Source organism: Staphylococcus sp. T93, from assembly GCF_016743875.1.
GTDB classification, from domain to species: Bacteria; Bacillota; Bacilli; order Staphylococcales; family Staphylococcaceae; genus Staphylococcus; species Staphylococcus aureus.
Window position 1 is genome coordinate 2,189,147 of sequence record NZ_CP068247.1, and the last position, 21,033, is coordinate 2,210,179.

Sequence of the window (21,033 nt, forward strand, 5' to 3'; positions counted from 1 at the left end):
ATGTATTTCCTACCAAAGAAAACATAAGGAGTTTGGACATCTTGAAGGAGATACTATTGTTGGTCGTCGTCATGGTAGTGCAATCATTACTTTGGTAGAAAGAGTATCCAAGATGATTATCACCTTACGACCCTTAGGTCGTAAGGCAACTGATATAGAAAACGCTCTACACTCAATGTTTTCATCTTTACCTTCTCATATATTTAAATCAATTACTTTTGATTGTGGTAAGGAGTTCTCAAACTGGAAAACATTATGTAACTGTCACGATATATCTATATTTTTTGCTGATCCAGGCACGCCATCACAGCGAGGTTTAAATGAACATTCTAACGGAATACTTAGACGCAGTGGATTAGATAAAGAACTAGATTTCAATTTAGTAACAGACGATCATATCATCAGTGTTGCTCAAAAAATCAATCATCGTCCTAGAAAATCTTTAGGTTATAGAACACCATTGGAAGTATTTATGAGTTTCATCGAAGATGATAAACTTGTCCAGCTTAATTTGACAATCTAAAGATTTATAAAAAAGCCGTTGGTCTCTTCGAAACTACGGCTTTTCTCTGTGCTATAAAATCAGTATGGCGAAGCACAGTGATCATTGAATTCTGACTTTATATAATCAAGAGTATCTTTGGATACACTGATGATATCTATAACAGCATTGCTAATGTAGAATATATTTTCTTGATTATAGAATACAATAAATGGCTCCACTAAACCTTTTTTAATATATAAAGAATAATCAATTAAGTCTTTGTTTTTTATATTTTTAATAGTTGCAATAACATACTTCTCATCGGTAGAATGGATTTCTTCGTACCAGTTAGTAATATTAAAAAAACGACCAATTCTTGTTTTTTCTCTAAATTTAACAGGATATAAGTATTCAGACAAAAATGTACATTTCGTCTTTGATTGGTTATTAAATATAACATTAATAATATTAGAAATTTGCTTTTTATTGAGAACATCAATATCTAAGCGTATCCTATTTTTCTCAGGTGCTTGAAAATAGGGAATTTCATGTTCTAAATCAAAATGTATTTGTTGTGTTTCAAGGTTAATAATCATTTTAATCTCCAATTCTTTTTAGGTTAGCATCGTATGTACCACTTCTTGTTTTCTTGCTACCTAAATTCTTAATACTGCTTGCACCTTTTCATTTTATCTTCTCATATATTTAAATCAATTACTTTTGATTGTGGTAAGGAGTTCTCAAACTGGAAAACAATATGTAACTGTCACGATATATCTATATTTTTTGCTGATCCAGGCACGCCATCACAGCGAGGTTTAAATGAACATTCTAACGGAATAATTAGACGCAGTGGATTAGATAAAGAACTAGATTTCAATTTAGTAACGGATGATCATATCATCAGTGTTGCTCAAAAAATCAATCATCATCCTAGAAAATCTTTAGGTTATAGAACACCATTGGAAGTATTTATGAGTTTCATCGAAGATGATAAACTTGTCCAGCTTAATTTGACAATCTAAAGATTTATAAAAAAGGAGAGATTGAATCATGAAATTTAGAGAATTAGTAAAACAATCATATGAGGATTTGAAAAATTTGACTGTAACTTGGTATAACGTCATTGCTTTAACAATACTTGTTATTGTATTAAGCTCATTCACAACACCAATGATAGGCATTCCAGCTGGTTTATTAGGTGGCTCTTATTATTTAAAACGTCGTGAAGAAAAAGGCAAGTAAGCACATTCCATCGGTATAGAACATTGCTATGACCTTTCAAGTCAGATTTTAATATCAACAAGTAGCGTTTATCGCTGCTTGTTTTTTATGGATTGCTTATAAAATCATCATGTTTAAACGATATGTCACTTTGAAAACTAGCAAACACCATAAAAGACTACAATTTTTTTATTTTTATAAACCCCTTTAAATCAACGTTTCTAAGGTTTTTAAAAATCTTTTTTAATTTATTTTCAAAAAACACTGTACATTATGCCAATATGAGCGTATAGTTGGTCTTACGTAATAAAAGCTCGTGAATTAAATTGTAGTGTATTTGTTTAGAATATCCTCTTTTTTAGTTATGAATTTGTTACAAATATTAAGTGCAAAAGCACACGGAGGTTTTCTATATGAATAACGGTACAGTAAAATGGTTTAACGCAGAAAAAGGTTTTGGTTTCATCGAACAAGAAAATGGCGGAGACGTATTCGTACATTTCTCAGGTATCGCTAGCGATGGCTACAAAACTTTAGAAGAAGGTCAAAAAGTTACTTTCGAAATCACTGAAGGTCAACGTGGAGACCAAGCAGTTAACGTACAAACTGTTTAATCTTACAACATAAAACGACTCATTATAAATGAATCGCTTTGATTACCAACAAGGTTCTAAATCTTGTTGGTATTTTTTTATGCTATTTTGGATAATATAAATAATATGAGACGATACCACGATGATTTATAAAAACTTATTTGCCAAATACACACTAAGGAAAATTATGAGGCTGAGTATACCAATTACTGATATAATAGAAAGCGCATTTGTCATCGTATTTCTAGCTTTAGTCGTTTGTACTTCACTAAGATCTTTTCCATTCATAAAAGCAACAATTCGATCGTAGTTGTCCATTTTATGCACTTTTTTTAAATCTTCTATTTTCATAGATGCATAAAAACCTATTCCCAAAATGATTGCCACCGTTACACCCCAAGTCCAATTCCAATAAACAACTAAAGGTCCCATTAAAATTGCAGCTAATGTCATGAAAATAAGCATCACATATGTCCATAAGTTAAGACTTCGTTGCGCTTTAATATCAGGTACAAATGGAATGGTCCCTTTTACTAAATCATCTAAAGTTACATTGAACAATTCACACATCATTAATAAGTTATGTATGTCTGGTAAGCTTTTGTCATTTTCCCAATTAGAAATACTCTGCCTAGATACATATAACTTTTCAGCAAGATATTCTTGTGAATAACCATCTCGTTCCCTATACTTTTTAATTTGTTTACTCAGATTCAATTACATACGCCTCCAGTCAATTAGTACAATCATTACAATCAGACTATCAGATAAAGTTAAATCAAGTCACCTTTATGATTGACTAAATGTTTTGACATACGACAACATCGGGGTTCGAAGACTCCCTTAAGACAGACCTGTATGATTACGCGCTTGTAATTTTCTCAATGCCAACTTGAATTTCACTTATTAATGATGCAACTTTTCCATGCTATTCAATGCTTGCAAAGTTAGTCCTAGTTAAGAGATTACGTTCACACTATTTACTATTCGATTTTCCAGCTTTCCAACTATGCTTTTCTAATCTTTTTTGTGCTATAAATTCTACCGCTTCAAAAATACATACTGCACTGATGAACCAGCTTAGGAAACCAACAACAATGCTAATCAACCACATGTGCGTCATATGTAACATCATCCATGTAACTAAAATACAAACTAATACCCCTGTCATACCAAACACTGCGCCACGACTTACATGCACAGCGACTTTATCACCATATTGCATACCTGTAATAAACATAGACACTAAAAATACTGCCGGAAACGTTGCAAATATACCGCCAAATTCTTTCCAAGGTAGTGTTACAGATACAATATAACTTAATAATACTGCAAATCCCCCCACAAAAAATTTCATTAATGTTAATTTCATGATGTTCTGCCTCCAATAATTTATTACTTAATAACTGAATACAACTAATTATCACGCATTTTCCAAACTATAAATGTCTAATACTGAATATTGCGAGGGAAATGACAAACCAACAAACAACTGTGAATATTGCGCCTTTCCGATAACCTTTATGCTTAATGTAGAGAGATGTCAAAAATACAGTTAATATACAAGACAGAATACCGACAATTGCTCCAGTACTAAGATTCATCGACATCTCCACTAATTGCGTACCACGATGATCTAAAGCTAATGCGATAATAGCCGCAAGAAAGACTGCCGGCATAGTAGCTATAATACCTCCTAACTTACCACCTACCTTATCAGCAATAATTGAAGCTAATGCAACAGCGATACCACCAATGACAAAATGAAGAATTGCACTTCCAATTGAAAACATCTTCAACGTACCTTTCTATAATTAATTCAATACAAAACGTATCATTCACACAAAGTGTAAAACTTAAATTTTCTACTGTAAAGGCAACTCAAGCGATGTTCATAAAGCTTTCATGATACTTTCATAAACTAGCAATAAAGGGTTCAAATGAAAGTATATCCAGCTCAAATTAGGGAGTGGGACAGAAATGATATTTTCGCAAAATTTATTTCGTCGTCCCACCCCAGCAAGGTTGACTAGAATTGAAAAAAGCTTGTTACAAGCGCATTTTCGTTCAGTCAACTACTGCCAATATAACTTCGTAGAGCATAGAACATTGATTTATGTACCAGCCTGATCAACATATAAATATAAATTTTTATGTTTCACGTAAAACAAAAAAAAAAGACAAAGCTGTTATGATCTTAGCTTTGTCTTTTATGTGTTAGTCATCATGTATACGACATCCTACTACTAACGTTTATATATTCGAATTTTTATTTCATAATAATCTTCATGATCTTTGTCTTTATGCTCAACATGTAATCCTGTTTGTTGAATCGCTTGGATACTTTTGCCTACCTCATCTCGTGCTTGAGTGACATCTTGTGCAAAGCGAAGGTTTTGTGCTTTGACTTTTTCGGGCCCCGTTTTTTGGCGTACTCTATCTTCAGTCTGTTTCACATTTAGCTTTTGTGCAATGACTTGCTCAATCAACGCTTCTTGTTCGCTATCAGACAATGATAATACCGCTCTCGCATGACGTTCAGTAATTTTACCTTCTCTTAAGCGAAGTAGTACTTTCGGCGCCAACTTCAATAAACGCAACTTATTTGCAATAAAGCTTTGACTTTTACCTAAACTTTTTGCCAATTCACTTTGCGTTGTATCACCAATTTCCAATAATTTCTTATAGGCTTCCGCTTCTTCAACAACAGACAAATTTTCTCTTTGAATATTCTCAATTAATGCAACAACAGCCGTCTCTTCATCATCCATATCACGAATAATAACGTCTGCTTGAGGTAAATTTAGTGATTGTATTGCTCTAAATCGGCGCTCTCCAGCAATAATTTCAAACATATCTTCTTCAATCGGTCTTACAACAATAGGTTGTAGTAAACCATGTTCATGTATTGATTCAGCAAGTTCTTTAATTTTATTTGGTTCAAACACCTGTCTTGGTTGATAACGGTTGGGAACGATACGTTCAATTTGAATGGATTCAACATTACTATTGCGATCTTCTTCAATATGTCCAATGATGTCATCTTTGTTTTTCAAACCAAATAATTTTGAAAAAGGTTTTTTCATTATCCATTCGCTCCTTTTATGTTAGTTGTAAAGGATTATGCATTATTTTTCAAGTAAAGGAGTCTTATTAGGCGTCCCTGGTTTTCTTGGATACTTTTTCGGCGTCTGTCTTTTTTTATCAATAATGAACATCTGGCGCTCTCCAGCATCTTCTGGCAATTCAAAGGTATGTGTTTCTGTAACATTACCACCTAACACACTAATTGCAAATTTTGCTTCTTCTAATTCTTCTTCACCTTTTGAAGATTTTAATGCAACAAACTGTCCACCTTTTTTAACTAGCGGTAAACACAATTCACTTAACACGGATAATCTAGCTACTGCTCTTGCAGTAACAACATCATAAGACTCCCTGTAGACACCCTTACCAAATGTTTCTGCTCTATCGTGTATAAAGCTGACATCCTGTAATTGTAATTCTGACGCTAAATGGTTTAAAAATTGAATACGCTTATTTAATGAATCAACAATCGTCACTTTTAACTGCGGAAACATTATTTTTAACGGAATACTTGGAAAACCAGCTCCAGCGCCTACATCACATATACTTATAGGCTGATTAAAATCAAAATAAAAACTAGGTGCAATGGAATCATAAAAATGTTTCAAATATACATCGTGTTCATCTGTAATACTTGTCAAATTCATCTTTTCATTCCATTCAACAAGTAAACGATAATATGTTTGAAACTGTTGTTTTTGAGTCTCAGTTAATTGAATATTATGTTCTTTTAATTGTTCTGCTAACCATTCTACAGTCATTAGTCACTCACCCTTTGGAGTTTACCTTGTTCTAAGTAAATCAATAATATAGATATGTCTGCTGGATTTACCCCTGATATTCTAGAAGCTTGTGCAATATTTAAAGGTTTTACTTCTGATAATTTTTCTCGCGCTTCAGTCGCCAAACTATCAATCTTACTATAATCTAAGTCTTCTGGAATTTTCTTCTCTTCCATACGCTTAACTTTCTCAACTTGTTGTAGTGATTTATTGATATAACCTTCATATTTTGTTTGTATTTCTACTTGTTCTTCAACATCTGCATTCAATTGATGTTCTTCTTCTAAAAGTTCTAAAATTATATCGTAAGTCATTTCAGGTCTGCGTAATAAATCGATAGCTAAAATACCATCTTTTAAGCGAGAACCACCATGTTGTTCAATAATCGCTTGCGTATGTTCGTTTGGTTTAATACGAATATCTGATAAACGCTTAATTTCCGCATCAATTTGCTGACGTTTTTCATTAAAACGTGCATATCTTTCTTCAGAAATCATACCAAGTTCATATCCCATATCCGTCAATCTCAAATCAGCATTATCATGACGTAGTAACAAACGATATTCTGCACGTGATGTTAGTAAACGATAAGGTTCATTAGTACCTTTAGTTACAAGATCATCGATTAAGACACCAATATATGCATCTGAACGACTTAATATCTTTTCGCCTGTGTTTAACACTTTACCTGCAGCGTTAATACCTGCCATCAATCCTTGTCCTGCTGCTTCTTCATAACCAGATGTACCATTAATTTGACCTGCAGTATATAAGTTTTTAATCATTTTCGTTTCAAGTGTAGGCCATAACTGCGTTGGCACAATCGCATCATATTCAATTGCGTAGCCGGCACGCATCATATCTGCTTTTTCAAGACCTGGTATCGTCTCTAACATTTGACGTTGCACATGTTCAGGAAGACTTGTAGACAATCCTTGCACATATACTTCATTTGTATTACGACCTTCAGGCTCTAAGAAAAGTTGATGTCGCGGCTTATCATTAAATCGAACAAATTTATCTTCAATTGAAGGGCAATAACGTGGCCCGGTTCCTTTAATCATCCCTGAATACATTGCAGATAGATGTAAATTATCATCGATAACTTTGTGTGTTTCAGCATTAGTATACGTTAGCCAACATGGCAATTGATCTAATATATATTCTGTTGTTTCAAAGCTGAATGCACGACCTACATCGTCACCTGGTTGTATTTCAGTCTTCGAATAGTCAATTGTTTTTGAATTTACACGCGGTGGTGTACCTGTTTTAAAACGAACAATATCAAAACCAAGTTCTCTTAAATTGTCTGATAATGTGATTGATGGTAATTGGTGATTTGGTCCACTTGAATACTTCATATTACCTAAAATGATTTCACCACGTAAAAATGTTCCCGTTGTAATAATTACTGCTTTAGATAAATACTCTGTACCAATATTTGTACGTACACCTTTAACTTCATTATCTTCTATAATAAGTTCGTCTACCATACCTTGCATTATATGCAAATTTTCTTCATCTTCAATCACGCGTTTCATTTCTTGTTGATAAAGTACTTTATCTGCTTGCGCTCTTAGTGCTCTTACAGCAGGTCCTTTACCTGTATTTAACATTCTCATTTGAATGTGTGTTTTATCGATTGTTTTTGCCATTTGTCCACCTAAAGCATCAATTTCACGAACAACGATACCTTTAGCTGGTCCACCTACAGATGGGTTACATGGCATAAATGCAATATTATCTAAATTTATTGTTAGCATTAATGTTTTAGCACCACGTCTTGCAGATGCTAAACCTGCTTCTACACCTGCATGTCCCGCACCTATAACGATTACATCATATTCTTGAACCACAATATAAACCTCCTTATTTGATATCTTACTAGCCTTCTTAAGACGGTATTCCGTCTATTTCAATTACTATTTACCTAAGCAGAATTGACTGAATAACTGATCGATGAGTTCATCACTTGCAGTCTCACCAATAATTTCTCCTAATATTTCCCAAGTTCTAGTTAAATCAATTTGTACCATATCCATAGGCACACCAGATTCTGCTGCATCAATCGCATCTTGTATCGTTTGTCTTGCTTGTTTTAATAATGAAATATGTCTTGAATTAGAAACATAAGTCATATCTTGATTTTGTACTTCTCCACCAAAGAACAAATCTCGAATTTGTATTTCTAATTCATCAATACCTTCTTGTTTTAACATTGAAGTTTGAATTAATGGCGTATCACCTATCATATCTTTAACTTCATTAATATCTATGTTTTGCTCTAAATCCATTTTATTAACAATTACGATTACATCTTCATTTTTAACCACTTCATATAATGTGTAATCTTCTTGAGTCAATGCTTCGTTATTGTTTAATACAAATAAAATTAAGTCTGCTTGGCTAAGAGCCTTTCTAGAGCGTTCAACACCAATCTTCTCTACTATATCTTCTGTCTCACGTATACCAGCAGTATCAACTAATCTTAATGGCACGCCACGAACATTGACGTACTCTTCTAAGACATCTCTAGTAGTACCTGCTACCTCAGTTACAATCGCTTTATTATCTTGTATTAAATTATTTAACATCGATGATTTACCTACGTTTGGTTTACCAACAATAACTGTAGATAAACCTTCACGCATAATTTTACCCTGCGCACCGGTATCTAATAAACGATTAATTTCCTGTTTGATTTCTTTAGACTGCTCTAAAAGAAATTCAGTAGTCGCATCTTCAACATCATCGTATTCAGGATAATCAATATTCACTTCCACTTGAGCGAGTATCTCTAATATAGATTGACGTTGTTTTTTGATTAAGTCACTTAGACGACCTTCAATTTGATTCATCGCAACTTTAGAAGCTCTATCTGTCTTCGAGCGAATAAAGTCCATAACTGCTTCAGCTTGAGATAAATCAATACGACCATTTAAAAAGGCACGTTTTGTAAATTCACCTGGCTCAGCCATTCTAGCGCCATATGTCATAGTAAGTTCCAGCACTCTATTAATCGTTAAAATACCACCATGACAATTAATTTCTATAATATCTTCGCGTGTAAATGTTTTTGGCGCTCTTAACACAGACACCATAACTTCTTCAACCACTTCTTTAGACTCTGGATCAATAATATGACCGTAATTAATCGTATGTGATGGAACATCATTTAAAAGATGTTTTCCTTTATATAATTTGTCAGCAATTTCAACGGCTTGCGGTCCAGACAATCGAACAATTCCAATTGCCCCTTCACCCATTGGTGTTGAAATACTCGTAATTGTATCTAAATCCATATTGCTACTCGCCTCCTTCAACGATGTGAATACATTTTAAAGTAAGTTATTATAACCCTAAGGTCAGTCTTACGTTTGTCTGAGGTAAGACTTCGGGATGTGTTGAGTGGTTAATGTTTTCCTTCCCCTACCCTATCCTTACTTAATCTTTTTATTAAAAACTTTGGCAATTTTAAGTACGTGCTCAAGACTATTCTGTATTTGTAAAGTCGTCATATCTTTAGCTGGCTGTCTTGCTATTACAATAATATCTTTGGCCAATATATGCGACTTATGTACTTTGAAATTTTCACGTATTGCTCTTTTAATCTTGTTTCTTAACACTGCATTACCTAGTTTTTTAGAAACACTAATACCTAAGCGAAAATGGTCTATTTCTTTATTATTACAAGTGTATACAACAAATTGTCTGTTGGCTACAGAATGACCTTTTTTATATATTCTCTGAAAATCTGCATTCTTTTTAATTCGGTAAGCTTTTTCCAATAACATCACTCGCTTATTTATCGTTTTTATTTGAAGCTATATTTAAACTTCTATTGAGCTTATAACATAAATTTCTATTTATTCTTAATTTAAACGAAAAAAAAGATCACTGATGAGTCAGTGATCTTATGCAGATAAAACTTTACGGCCTTTACGACGACGGCGCGCTAAAACTTTACGGCCATTTTTTGTGCTCATGCGTTTTCTGAAACCATGAACTTTACTATGTTTACGTTTATTTGGTTGATAAGTACGTTTTACCATGCAAAACACCTCCATCTTTATACAGTTATCTAATATACCAGATTATGCAGACTCTGATCACTTTAATAGATAAGATTTTGCGTTTCTTAGATTAAAATTCTCGTATTAGCTCATTGATTATCTAGTCATAATTCAAGCAACTACTACAATATAACAAAATCCTATTTATAACGCAAGTTCATTTTATACTACTGCTCAATTTTTTTACTTTTATCGATTAAAGATAGAAATACACGATGCGAGCAATCAAATTTCATAACATCACCATGAGTTTGGTCCGAAGCATGAGTGTTTACAATGTTCGAACACCTTATACAGTTCTTATACATACTTTATAAATTATTTCCCAAACTGTTTTGATACACTCACTAACAGATACTCTATAGAAGGAAAAGTTATCCACTTATGCACATTTATAGTTTTCAGAATTGTGGATAATTAGAAATTACACACAAAGTTATACTATTTTTAGCAACATATTCACAGGTATTTGACATATAGAGAACTGAAAAAGTATAATTGTGTGGATAAGTCGTCCAACTCATGATTTTATAAGGATTTATTTATTGATTTTTACATAAAAATACTGTGCATAACTAATAAGCAAGATAAAGTTATCCACCGATTGTTATTAACTTGTGGATAATTATTAACATGGTGTGTTTAGAAGTTATCCACGGCTGTTATTTTTGTGTATAACTTAAAAATTTAAGAAAGATGGAGTAAATTTATGTCGGAAAAAGAAATTTGGGAAAAAGTGCTTGAAATTGCTCAAGAAAAATTATCAGCTGTAAGTTACTCAACTTTCCTAAAAGATACTGAGCTTTACACGATTAAAGATGGTGAAGCTATCGTATTATCGAGTATTCCTTTTAATGCAAATTGGTTAAATCAACAATATGCTGAAATTATCCAAGCAATCTTATTTGATGTTGTAGGCTATGAAGTTAAACCTCACTTTATTACTACTGAAGAATTAGCAAATTATAGTAATAATGAAACTGCTACTCCAAAAGAAACAACAAAACCTTCTACTGAAACAACTGAGGATAATCATGTGCTTGGTAGAGAGCAATTCAATGCCCATAACACATTTGACACTTTTGTAATCGGACCCGGTAACCGCTTTCCACATGCAGCGAGTTTAGCTGTGGCCGAAGCACCAGCCAAAGCGTACAATCCATTATTTATCTATGGAGGTGTTGGTTTAGGAAAAACCCATTTAATGCATGCCATTGGTCATCATGTTTTAGATAATAATCCAGATGCCAAAGTGATTTACACATCAAGTGAAAAATTCACAAATGAATTTATTAAATCAATTCGTGATAACGAAGGTGAAGCTTTCAGAGAAAGATATCGTAATATCGACGTCTTATTAATCGATGATATTCAGTTCATACAAAACAAGGTACAAACACAAGAAGAATTTTTCTATACTTTTAATGAATTGCATCAGAATAACAAGCAAATAGTTATTTCGAGTGATCGACCACCAAAGGAAATTGCACAATTAGAAGACCGATTACGTTCACGCTTTGAATGGGGGCTAATTGTTGATATTACGCCACCAGATTATGAAACTCGAATGGCAATTTTGCAGAAGAAAATTGAAGAAGAAAAATTAGATATTCCACCAGAAGCTTTAAATTATATAGCAAATCAAATTCAATCTAATATTCGTGAATTAGAAGGTGCATTAACACGTTTACTTGCATATTCACAATTATTAGGAAAACCAATTACAACTGAATTAACTGCTGAAGCTTTAAAAGATATCATTCAAGCACCAAAATCTAAAAAGATTACCATCCAAGATATTCAAAAAATTGTAGGCCAGTACTATAATGTTAGAATTGAAGATTTCAGTGCAAAAAAACGTACAAAGTCAATTGCATATCCGCGTCAAATAGCTATGTACTTGTCTAGAGAGCTTACAGATTTCTCATTACCTAAAATTGGTGAAGAATTTGGTGGGCGTGATCATACGACCGTCATTCATGCTCATGAAAAAATATCTAAAGATTTAAAAGAAGATCCTATTTTTAAACAAGAAGTAGAGAATCTTGAAAAAGAAATAAGAAATGTATAAGTAGGAAACTTTGGGAAATGTAATCTGTTATATAACAGCACTAATGATAACAATCATTTTTTACATTTCTATATGCTAATGTGGCAAGATGAGCAAAACTCATTTTGTGGATAATGTTTAAAAGTCATACACACCATACACAAGTTATCAACATGTGTATAACTTCGCCAAATCTATGTTTTTAAGACTTATCCACCAATCCACAGCACCTACTACTATTACTAAGAACTTAAAACCTATATAATTATATATAAACGACTGGAAGGAGTTTTAATTAATGATGGAATTCACTATTAAAAGAGATTATTTTATTACACAATTAAATGACACATTAAAAGCTATTTCACCAAGAACAACATTACCTATATTAACTGGTATCAAAATCGATGCGAAAGAACATGAAGTTATATTAACTGGTTCAGACTCTGAAATTTCAATAGAAATCACTATTCCTAAAACTGTAGATGGCGAAGATATTGTCAATATTTCAGAAACAGGCTCAGTAGTACTTCCTGGACGATTCTTTGTTGATATTATAAAAAAATTACCTGGTAAAGATGTTAAATTATCTACAAATGAACAATTCCAGACATTAATTACATCAGGTCATTCTGAATTTAATTTAAGTGGCTTAGATCCAGATCAATATCCTTTATTACCTCAAGTTTCTAGAGATGACGCAATTCAATTGTCGGTAAAAGTGCTTAAAAACGTGATTGCACAAACAAATTTTGCAGTGTCCACCTCAGAAACACGCCCAGTACTAACTGGTGTGAACTGGCTTATACAAGAAAATGAATTAATATGCACAGCGACTGACTCACACCGCTTGGCTGTAAGAAAGTTGCAGTTAGAAGATGTTTCTGAAAACAAAAATGTCATCATTCCAGGTAAGGCTTTAGCTGAATTAAATAAAATTATGTCTGACAATGAAGAAGACATTGATATCTTCTTTGCTTCAAACCAAGTTTTATTTAAAGTTGGAAATGTGAACTTTATTTCTCGATTATTAGAAGGACATTATCCTGATACAACACGTTTATTCCCTGAAAACTATGAAATTAAATTAAGTATAGACAATGGGGAGTTTTATCATGCGATTGATCGTGCCTCTTTATTAGCGCGTGAAGGTGGTAATAACGTTATTAAATTAAGTACAGGTGATGACGTTGTTGAATTGTCTTCTACATCACCAGAAATTGGTACTGTAAAAGAAGAAGTTGATGCAAACGATGTTGAAGGTGGTAGCCTGAAAATTTCATTCAACTCTAAATATATGATGGATGCTTTAAAAGCAATCGATAATGATGAGGTTGAAGTTGAATTCTTCGGTACAATGAAACCATTTATTCTAAAACCAAAAGGTGACGACTCGGTAACGCAATTAATTTTACCAATCAGAACTTACTAAAAATAAATATAAATAAAGGATGACGTGATTAATTAAAACGTCATCCTTTATTTTTTGGCAAAAATAATTCTAGGTGCGTATGTAAAATAAATTTGGCAGCATTTTAAACAGCAAATAAAAGACGCCAATTAAATTTATGACAAATGTATCCAAAATTTAATAAGTGTGCTTATATGCCCTTTAAATTTAAAATTTTAATAGTCAATAACAAGTTGAATATAAAAGTTAAACGCCGTTAAATAGCGTTAAAAAATTGAAAATGACAGTATTGCCAAAAAATAAGAATTAATTATTTATATGTAAACGGTTTCTACCTCTATTTTAAATGAAATTTGTGACAAAAAAAGGTATAATATATTAATGACATACAAAGAAATGGAGTGATTATTTTGGTTCAAGAAGTTGTAGTAGAAGGAGACATTAATTTAGGTCAATTTCTAAAAACAGAAGGGATTATTGAATCTGGTGGTCAAGCAAAATGGTTCTTGCAAGACGTTGAAGTATTAATTAATGGAGTGCGTGAAACACGTCGCGGTAAAAAGTTAGAACATCAAGATCGTATAGATATCCCAGAATTACCTGAAGATGCTGGTTCTTTCTTAATCATTCATCAAGGTGAACAATGAAGTTAAATACACTCCAATTAGAAAATTATCGTAACTATGATGAGGTTACGTTGAAATGTCATCCTGACGTGAATATCCTCATTGGAGAAAATGCACAAGGAAAGACAAATTTACTTGAATCAATTTATACCTTAGCTTTAGCAAAAAGTCATAGAACGAGTAATGATAAGGAACTCATACGTTTTAATGCTGATTATGCTAAAATAGAAGGTGAGCTTAGTTATAGACACGGCACGATGCCATTAACAATGTTTATAACTAAAAAAGGTAAACAAGTCAAAGTGAATCACTTAGAGCAAAGTCGTCTAACTCAATATATTGGACACCTCAATGTGGTTCTATTTGCGCCAGAAGATTTGAATATTGTAAAAGGCTCTCCTCAAATAAGACGACGCTTTATAGATATGGAGTTGGGCCAAATTTCTGCTGTTTACTTAAATGATTTAGCTCAATACCAACGTATTTTAAAGCAAAAGAATAATTACTTAAAGCAGTTACAATTAGGCCAAAAAAAGGACTTAACAATGTTGGAAGTATTAAATCAGCAGTTTGCTGAATATGCAATGAAAGTAACTGATAAACGTGCACATTTTATTCAAGAGCTAGAGTCGTTAGCTAAACCGATTCATGCTGGTATCACAAATGATAAAGAAGCGTTGTCGCTGAATTATTTACCTAGTCTTAAATTTGATTATGCTCAAAATGAAGCGGCACGACTTGAAGAAATTATGTCTATTCTTAGCGATAATATGCAAAGAGAAAAAGAACGAGGCATTAGCTTATTCGGACCACATCGAGATGATATAAGTTTTGATGTGAATGGCATGGATGCTCAAACATATGGTTCTCAAGGACAGCAACGTACAACGGCTTTGTCCATTAAATTAGCTGAAATTGAGTTAATGAATATCGAAGTTGGGGAATATCCCATCTTATTATTAGACGATGTACTCAGTGAATTAGATGATTCGCGTCAAACGCATTTATTAAGTACGATTCAGCATAAAGTACAAACATTTGTCACTACGACATCTGTAGATGGTATTGATCATGAAATCATGAATAACGCTAAATTGTATCGTATTAATCAAGGTGAAATTATAAAGTAACAGAAAGCGATGGTGACTGCATTGTCAGATGTAAACAACACGGATAATTATGGTGCTGGGCAAATACAAGTATTAGAAGGTTTAGAAGCAGTACGTAAAAGACCAGGTATGTATATAGGATCGACTTCAGAGAGAGGTTTGCACCATTTAGTGTGGGAAATTGTCGATAATAGTATCGATGAAGCATTAGCTGGTTATGCAAATCAAATTGAAGTTGTTATTGAAAAAGATAACTGGATTAAAGTAACGGATAACGGACGTGGTATCCCAGTTGATATTCAAGAAAAAATGGGACGTCCAGCTGTCGAAGTTATTTTAACTGTTTTACATGCTGGTGGTAAATTTGGCGGTGGCGGATACAAAGTATCTGGTGGTTTACATGGTGTTGGTTCATCAGTTGTAAACGCATTGTCACAAGACTTAGAAGTATATGTACACAGAAATGAGACTATATATCATCAAGCATATAAAAAAGGTGTACCTCAATTTGACTTAAAAGAAGTTGGCACAACTGATAAGACAGGTACTGTCATTCGTTTTAAAGCAGATGGAGAAATCTTCACAGAGACAACTGTATACAACTATGAAACATTACAGCAGCGTATTAGAGAGCTTGCTTTCTTAAACAAAGGAATTCAAATCACATTAAGAGATGAACGTGATGAAGAAAACGTTAGAGAAGACTCCTATCACTATGAGGGCGGTATTAAATCGTACGTTGAGTTATTGAACGAAAATAAAGAACCTATTCATGATGAGCCAATTTATATTCATCAATCTAAAGATGATATTGAAGTAGAAATTGCGATTCAATATAACTCAGGATATGCCACAAATCTTTTAACTTACGCAAATAACATTCATACGTATGAAGGTGGTACGCATGAAGACGGATTCAAACGTGCATTAACGCGTGTCTTAAATAGTTATGGTTTAAGTAGCAAGATTATGAAAGAAGAAAAAGATAGACTTTCTGGTGAAGATACACGTGAAGGTATGACAGCAATTATATCTATCAAACATGGTGATCCTCAATTCGAAGGTCAAACGAAGACAAAATTAGGTAATTCTGAAGTGCGTCAAGTTGTAGATAAATTATTCTCAGAGCACTTTGAACGATTTTTATATGAAAATCCACAAGTCGCACGTACAGTGGTTGAAAAAGGTATTATGGCGGCACGTGCACGTGTTGCTGCGAAAAAAGCGCGTGAAGTAACACGTCGTAAATCAGCGTTAGATGTAGCAAGCCTTCCAGGTAAATTAGCCGATTGCTCTAGTAAAAGTCCTGAAGAATGTGAGATTTTCTTAGTCGAAGGGGACTCTGCCGGGGGGTCTACAAAATCTGGTCGTGACTCTAGAACGCAGGCGATTTTACCATTACGAGGTAAGATATTAAATGTTGAAAAAGCACGATTAGATAGAATTTTGAATAACAATGAAATTCGTCAAATGATCACAGCATTTGGTACAGGAATCGGTGGCGACTTTGATCTAGCGAAAGCAAGATATCACAAAATCGTCATTATGACTGATGCCGATGTGGATGGAGCGCATATTAGAACATTGTTATTAACATTCTTCTATCGATTTATGAGACCGTTAATTGAAGCAGGCTATGTGTATATTGCACAGCCACCGTTGTATAAACTGACACAAGGTAAACAAAAGTATTATGTATACAATGATAGGGAACTTGATAAACTTAAATCTGAATTGAATCCAACACCAAAATGGTCTATTGCACGATACAAAGGTCTTGGAGAAATGAATGCAGATCAATTATGGGAAACAACAATGAACCCTGAGCACCGCGCTCTTTTACAAGTAAAACTTGAAGATGCGATTGAAGCGGACCAAACATTTGAAATGTTAATGGGTGACGTTGTAGAAAACCGTAGACAATTTATAGAAGATAATGCAGTTTATGCAAACTTAGACTTCTAAGCGCTGTGAACTGAACTTTTGAAGGAGGAACTCTTGATGGCTGAATTACCTCAATCAAGAATAAATGAACGAAATATTACCAGTGAAATGCGTGAATCATTTTTAGATTATGCGATGAGTGTTATCGTTGCTCGTGCATTGCCAGATGTTCGTGACGGTTTAAAACCAGTACATCGTCGTATACTATATGGATTAAATGAACAAGGTATGACACCGGATAAATCATATAAAAAATCAGCACGTATCGTTGGTGACGTAATGGGTAAATATCACCCTCATGGTGACTCATCTATTTATGAAGCAATGGTACGTATGGCTCAAGATTTCAGTTATCGTTATCCGCTTGTTGATGGCCAAGGTAACTTTGGTTCAATGGATGGAGATGGCGCAGCAGCAATGCGTTATACTGAAGCGCGTATGACTAAAATCACACTTGAACTGTTACGTGATATTAATAAAGATACAATAGATTTTATCGATAACTATGATGGTAATGAAAGAGAGCCGTCAGTCTTACCTGCTCGATTCCCTAACTTATTAGCCAATGGTGCATCAGGTATCGCGGTAGGTATGGCAACGAATATTCCACCACATAACTTAACAGAATTAATCAATGGTGTACTTAGCTTAAGTAAGAACCCTGATATTTCAATTGCTGAGTTAATGGAGGATATTGAAGGTCCTGATTTCCCAACTGCTGGACTTATTTTAGGTAAGAGTGGTATTAGACGTGCATATGAAACAGGTCGTGGTTCAATTCAAATGCGTTCTCGTGCAGTTATTGAAGAACGTGGAGGCGGACGTCAACGTATTGTTGTCACTGAAATTCCTTTCCAAGTGAATAAGGCTCGTATGATTGAAAAAATTGCAGAGCTCGTTCGTGACAAGAAAATTGACGGTATCACTGATTTACGTGATGAAACAAGTTTACGTACTGGTGTGCGTGTCGTTATTGATGTGCGTAAGGATGCAAATGCTAGTGTCATTTTAAATAACTTATACAAACAAACACCTCTTCAAACATCATTTGGTGTGAATATGATTGCACTTGTAAATGGTAGACCGAAGCTTATTAATTTAAAAGAAGCGTTGGTACATTATTTAGAGCATCAAAAGACAGTTGTTAGAAGACGTACGCAATACAACTTACGTAAAGCTAAAGATCGTGCCCACATTTTAGAAGGATTACGTATCGCACTTGACCATATCGATGAAATTATTTCAACGATTCGTGAGTCAGATACAGATAAAGTTGCAATGGAAAGCTTGCAACAACGCTTCAAACTTTCTGAAAAACAAGCTCAAGCTATTTTAGACATGCGTTTAAGACGTCTAACAGGTTTAGAGAGAGACAAAATTGAAGCTGAATATAATGAGTTATTAAATTATATTAGTGAATTAGAAGCAATCTTAGCTGATGAAGAAGTGTTATTACAGTTAGTTAGAGATGAATTGACTGAAATTAGAGATCGTTTCGGTGATGATCGTCGTACAGAAATTCAATTAGGTGGATTTGAAGACTTAGAGGACGAAGACTTAATTCCAGAAGAACAAATAGTAATTACACTAAGCCATAATAACTACATTAAACGTTTGCCGGTATCTACATATCGTGCTCAAAACCGTGGTGGTCGTGGTGTTCAAGGTATGAATACATTGGAAGAAGATTTTGTCAGTCAATTGGTAACTTTAAGTACACATGACCATGTATTGTTCTTTACTAACAAAGGTCGTGTATACAAACTTAAAGGTTACGAAGTGCCTGAGTTATCAAGACAGTCTAAAGGTATTCCTGTAGTGAATGCTATTGAACTTGAAAATGATGAAGTCATTAGTACAATGATTGCTGTTAAAGACCTTGAAAGTGAAGACAACTTCTTAGTGTTTGCAACTAAACGTGGTGTCGTTAAACGTTCAGCATTAAGTAACTTCTCAAGAATAAATAGAAATGGTAAGATTGCGATTTCGTTCAGAGAAGATGATGAGTTAATTGCAGTTCGCTTAACAAGTGGTCAAGAAGATATCTTGATTGGTACATCACATGCATCATTAATTCGATTCCCTGAATCAACATTACGTCCTTTAGGCCGTACAGCAACGGGTGTGAAAGGTATTACACTTCGTGAAGGTGACGAAGTTGTAGGGCTTGATGTAGCTCATGCAAACAGTGTTGATGAAGTATTAGTAGTTACTGAAAATGGTTATGGTAAACGTACGCCAGTTAATGACTATCGCTTATCAAATCGTGGTGGTAAAGGTATTAAAACAGCTACGATTACTGAGCGTAATGGTAATGTTGTATGTATCACTACAGTAACTGGTGAAGAAGATTTAATGATTGTTACTAATGCAGGTGTCATTATTCGACTAGATGTTGCAGATATTTCTCAAAATGGTCGTGCAGCACAAGGTGTTCGCTTAATTCGCTTAGGTGATGATCAATTTGTTTCAACGGTTGCTAAAGTAAAAGAAGATGCAGAAGATGAAACGAATGAAGATGAGCAATCTACTTCAACTGTATCTGAAGATGGTACTGAACAACAACGTGAAGCGGTTGTAAATGATGAAACACCAGGAAATGCAATTCATACTGAAGTGATTGATTCAGAAGAAAATGATGAAGATGGACGTATTGAAGTAAGACAAGATTTCATGGATCGTGTTGAAGAAGATATACAACAATCATCAGATGAAGAATAATAAAAAATAAGACTTCCCTATATGTAGGGGAGTCTTATTTTTATGCTAGAAAGTAATGCTTTACTATATTCAATGATTAGTAATGACTAACTTTCTAATTGTTTCATTGCGTAAGGTATTTCATTGATAAGTCTTGATGGTGGCACCACATACATATCTTTTGCAAGGTTTTCGCCAATAAAACTATGTGTATATGTGGCACTCATAACCGCTTCTTTTAAGTTATCAAATTGACCGACAAAGCTTGTAATCATACCAGCAAGTGTATCGCCCATACCACCAGTCGCCATTGCTGGGCTACCGATTGTCAATTTAAAGTCTTCATCTTTAAAGAAAATTTCAGTACCATGTTTTTTAAGTACAACAGTTGCACCTAAACGATCAACTGCTTCACGATTACGCTCATATGTCTGTTCCTCAATAGGAATACCACTTAATCGTTCCCATTCTTTGAGGTGTGGTGTAAAGATCACACGACATGTAGGTAATTGCGGTTTCAGTTTACTAAAGATTGTAATCGCATCGCCGTCTACGATTAAATTTTGATGCGGTTGTATATTTTGTAGTAGGAATGTAATGGCATTATTTCCTTTGAAATCAACGCCAAGACCTGGACCAATTAGTATACTGTCAGTCATTTCAATCATTTTCGTCAACATTTTCGTATCATTAATATCAATAACCATCGCTTCTGGGCAACGAGAATGTAATGCTGAATGATTTGTTGGATGTGTAGCTACAGTGATTAAACCACTACCGCTAAATACACATGCACGAGCCGCTAACATAATGGCACCACCTAAGTTAGCAGATCCACCAATTAATAAAATTTTGCCATAATCACCTTTATGTGAATCTTCTTTACGCTTAGGAATGTTAATAGAATTTAACGTTTCCATAGTGATATAACCTCCCATGTAAAAGCCTTT

Annotated in this window: 19 protein-coding genes and 3 pseudogenes; 10 read left to right on the forward strand and 12 right to left on the reverse strand. The window is 33.9% G+C overall.

Translation table 11 applies throughout. From position 1 onward, the window contains the following. Positions 1-10: 10 nt before the first annotated feature. Positions 11-523: pseudogene (locus JG553_RS10830) on the forward strand (IS30 family transposase); the annotation flags it as partial. A gap of 59 nt (positions 524-582) precedes the next feature. Here JG553_RS10830 and JG553_RS10835 read toward each other — a convergent pair. Both JG553_RS10835 and JG553_RS10840 read right to left on the reverse strand, forming a co-directional pair. Beyond that, positions 583-1,080 (reverse strand): hypothetical protein, encoded by a 498-nt coding sequence (locus tag JG553_RS10835; RefSeq protein WP_000586232.1) that lies wholly within the window; start codon positions 1,078-1,080, stop codon positions 583-585. 1 nt (position 1,081) lies between these two features. After that, a pseudogene (locus JG553_RS10840) lies at positions 1,082-1,168 on the reverse strand (toxin C-terminal domain-containing protein); the annotation flags it as partial. Between the two features lie 14 nt (positions 1,169-1,182). On the opposite strand from JG553_RS10840, the pseudogene JG553_RS10845 reads away from it, so the two are divergent. The 3 genes and pseudogenes from JG553_RS10845 to JG553_RS10855 all read left to right on the forward strand — a co-directional run. Next, positions 1,183-1,509: pseudogene (locus JG553_RS10845) on the forward strand (IS30 family transposase); the annotation flags it as partial. Between the two features lie 28 nt (positions 1,510-1,537). Continuing rightward, positions 1,538-1,729, forward strand: coding sequence for a peptide resistance ABC transporter activity modulator VraH (gene vraH, locus JG553_RS10850; protein ID WP_000672039.1), 192 nt, complete (start codon positions 1,538-1,540; stop codon positions 1,727-1,729). A gap of 392 nt (positions 1,730-2,121) precedes the next feature. Further along, positions 2,122-2,322 carry a cold-shock protein gene (locus JG553_RS10855; protein ID WP_001059079.1) on the forward strand — a complete coding sequence of 67 codons (201 nt, stop codon included), beginning with the start codon at positions 2,122-2,124 and terminating at the stop codon, positions 2,320-2,322. Positions 2,323-2,448: 126 nt separating this feature from the next. On the opposite strand, the gene JG553_RS10860 is transcribed toward JG553_RS10855, so the two are convergent. From JG553_RS10860 to rpmH, 9 genes are all read right to left on the reverse strand, one after another. Next, the gene (locus JG553_RS10860) at positions 2,449-3,018 is read right to left on the reverse strand and encodes a helix-turn-helix domain-containing protein (RefSeq protein ID WP_001054117.1); all 570 of its coding nucleotides are present in this window, start codon (positions 3,016-3,018) and stop codon (positions 2,449-2,451) included. A gap of 259 nt (positions 3,019-3,277) precedes the next feature. After that, positions 3,278-3,673 carry a DUF3147 family protein gene (locus JG553_RS10865; protein WP_000779136.1) on the reverse strand — a complete coding sequence of 132 codons (396 nt, stop codon included), beginning with the start codon at positions 3,671-3,673 and terminating at the stop codon, positions 3,278-3,280. Positions 3,674-3,740: 67 nt separating this feature from the next. Beyond that, entirely contained in the window at positions 3,741-4,094 is a 354-nt protein-coding gene (locus JG553_RS10870) for a DUF3147 family protein (RefSeq protein ID WP_000491382.1), read from the reverse strand. 453 nt (positions 4,095-4,547) lie between these two features. Then, positions 4,548-5,387 carry a nucleoid occlusion protein gene (gene noc / locus JG553_RS10875; protein WP_000742837.1) on the reverse strand — a complete coding sequence of 280 codons (840 nt, stop codon included), beginning with the start codon at positions 5,385-5,387 and terminating at the stop codon, positions 4,548-4,550. Positions 5,388-5,429: 42 nt separating this feature from the next. Continuing rightward, positions 5,430-6,149, reverse strand: coding sequence for a 16S rRNA (guanine(527)-N(7))-methyltransferase RsmG (rsmG, locus tag JG553_RS10880; protein ID WP_000215595.1), 720 nt, complete (start codon positions 6,147-6,149; stop codon positions 5,430-5,432). Next, positions 6,149-8,026: a tRNA uridine-5-carboxymethylaminomethyl(34) synthesis enzyme MnmG gene (mnmG, locus tag JG553_RS10885; protein ID WP_000249662.1), complete on the reverse strand. Its 1,878-nt coding sequence runs from the start codon at positions 8,024-8,026 to the stop codon at positions 6,149-6,151. The genes rsmG and mnmG overlap by 1 nt, the downstream gene beginning before the upstream one ends. A 66-nt stretch (positions 8,027-8,092) precedes the next feature. Then, positions 8,093-9,472: a tRNA uridine-5-carboxymethylaminomethyl(34) synthesis GTPase MnmE gene (gene mnmE / locus JG553_RS10890; protein ID WP_000362509.1), complete on the reverse strand. Its 1,380-nt coding sequence runs from the start codon at positions 9,470-9,472 to the stop codon at positions 8,093-8,095. A gap of 138 nt (positions 9,473-9,610) precedes the next feature. After that, positions 9,611-9,964, reverse strand: coding sequence for a ribonuclease P protein component (gene rnpA, locus JG553_RS10895; RefSeq protein ID WP_001789343.1), 354 nt, complete (start codon positions 9,962-9,964; stop codon positions 9,611-9,613). Positions 9,965-10,084: 120 nt separating this feature from the next. Next, a complete protein-coding gene (gene rpmH / locus JG553_RS10900) occupies positions 10,085-10,222 on the reverse strand; it encodes a 50S ribosomal protein L34 (RefSeq protein WP_000240855.1) in 138 nt (45 codons plus the stop codon). A 730-nt stretch (positions 10,223-10,952) separates the two neighbouring features. On the opposite strand from rpmH, the gene dnaA reads away from it, so the two are divergent. The 6 genes from dnaA (at position 10,953) to gyrA (ending at position 20,104) form a co-directional block, all read left to right on the forward strand. Then, positions 10,953-12,314, forward strand: a complete 1,362-nt coding sequence (gene dnaA / locus JG553_RS10905; protein WP_001290433.1) for a chromosomal replication initiator protein DnaA — start codon at positions 10,953-10,955, stop codon at positions 12,312-12,314. A 277-nt stretch (positions 12,315-12,591) separates the two neighbouring features. Beyond that, positions 12,592-13,725, forward strand: a complete 1,134-nt coding sequence (gene dnaN, locus JG553_RS10910; protein ID WP_000969811.1) for a DNA polymerase III subunit beta — start codon at positions 12,592-12,594, stop codon at positions 13,723-13,725. Between the two features lie 380 nt (positions 13,726-14,105). Next, positions 14,106-14,351 (forward strand): S4 domain-containing protein YaaA, encoded by a 246-nt coding sequence (yaaA, locus tag JG553_RS10915; protein ID WP_001789359.1) that lies wholly within the window; start codon positions 14,106-14,108, stop codon positions 14,349-14,351. Further along, on the forward strand, positions 14,348-15,460 hold the full coding sequence (gene recF, locus JG553_RS10920) for a DNA replication/repair protein RecF (protein WP_000775113.1): 1,113 nt from the start codon (positions 14,348-14,350) through the stop codon (positions 15,458-15,460). Before yaaA ends, recF begins: the two co-directional genes overlap by 4 nt. A 9-nt stretch (positions 15,461-15,469) precedes the next feature. After that, a complete protein-coding gene (gene gyrB / locus JG553_RS10925; protein ID WP_000255586.1) occupies positions 15,470-17,404 on the forward strand; it encodes a DNA topoisomerase (ATP-hydrolyzing) subunit B in 1,935 nt (644 codons plus the stop codon). Between the two features lie 36 nt (positions 17,405-17,440). Next, positions 17,441-20,104: a DNA gyrase subunit A gene (gene gyrA / locus JG553_RS10930; RefSeq protein ID WP_000819084.1), complete on the forward strand. Its 2,664-nt coding sequence runs from the start codon at positions 17,441-17,443 to the stop codon at positions 20,102-20,104. An 86-nt stretch (positions 20,105-20,190) separates the two neighbouring features. On the opposite strand, the gene JG553_RS10935 is transcribed toward gyrA, so the two are convergent. Then, complete coding sequence (locus JG553_RS10935) at positions 20,191-21,003, reverse strand: NAD(P)H-hydrate dehydratase (protein ID WP_000449218.1); 813 nt, start codon at positions 21,001-21,003, stop codon at positions 20,191-20,193. Positions 21,004-21,033 lie beyond the last annotated feature (30 nt).